1 protein-coding gene is annotated in these 571 nt (G+C 44.7%); it reads left to right on the top strand.

Going from position 1 to position 571, the window contains the following annotated elements:
* On the top strand, positions 1 to 571 hold a 571-nt coding region (locus tag A3757_RS05605; protein ID WP_068739291.1), incomplete at both ends, for a UTP--glucose-1-phosphate uridylyltransferase.

Here is a 571-nt window from a genome sequence, read left to right as displayed (position 1 = left end):
CGTTTCTTACCCGCAACAAAAGCAATGCCTAAAGAAATGCTACCCCTCGTAAATAAACCCCTTGTGCAATATGGCGTTGAGGAAGCGCACCAGGCAGGCATGAACCGAATGGGTTTTGTCACAGGTAGAGGCAAACGAGCCATTGCAGATCACTTTGATATTAGCTACGAACTAGAAAATGAAATTAAAGGTTCAGGAAAAGAGGCTCAGCTCGATTCCATTCGGAATTTAATGGAAAATAACACCTTTTCATTTACACCACAGCATCAAATGAAAGGTCTTGGCCACGCAATCTATAGCGGTCGAGGTTTGGTTGGCGATGATGCTTTTGCAGTTGTTTTGGCAGATGACTTTTGTACGGCAGATGAAAACGGCGACGGCGTGCTTAAGCAAATGGCAGAGTTATATAATCAGTTCCGCTGCAGTATCGTAGCGATCCAGGAAGTTCCTGCTGACCAAACGCATAAATATGGTGTTATTGCAGGCGAATGCATGAAGGATGGCCTATACCGTATCACTGAAATGGTTGAAAAGCCGGCTCCGGAAGATGCTCCTTCAAATCTAGCAATTA

The organism is Oleiphilus sp. HI0117 (assembly GCF_001635235.1).
Note: the sequence above shows the minus strand (reverse complement) of the source record. Positions and strands in the feature narration are given on the sequence as shown.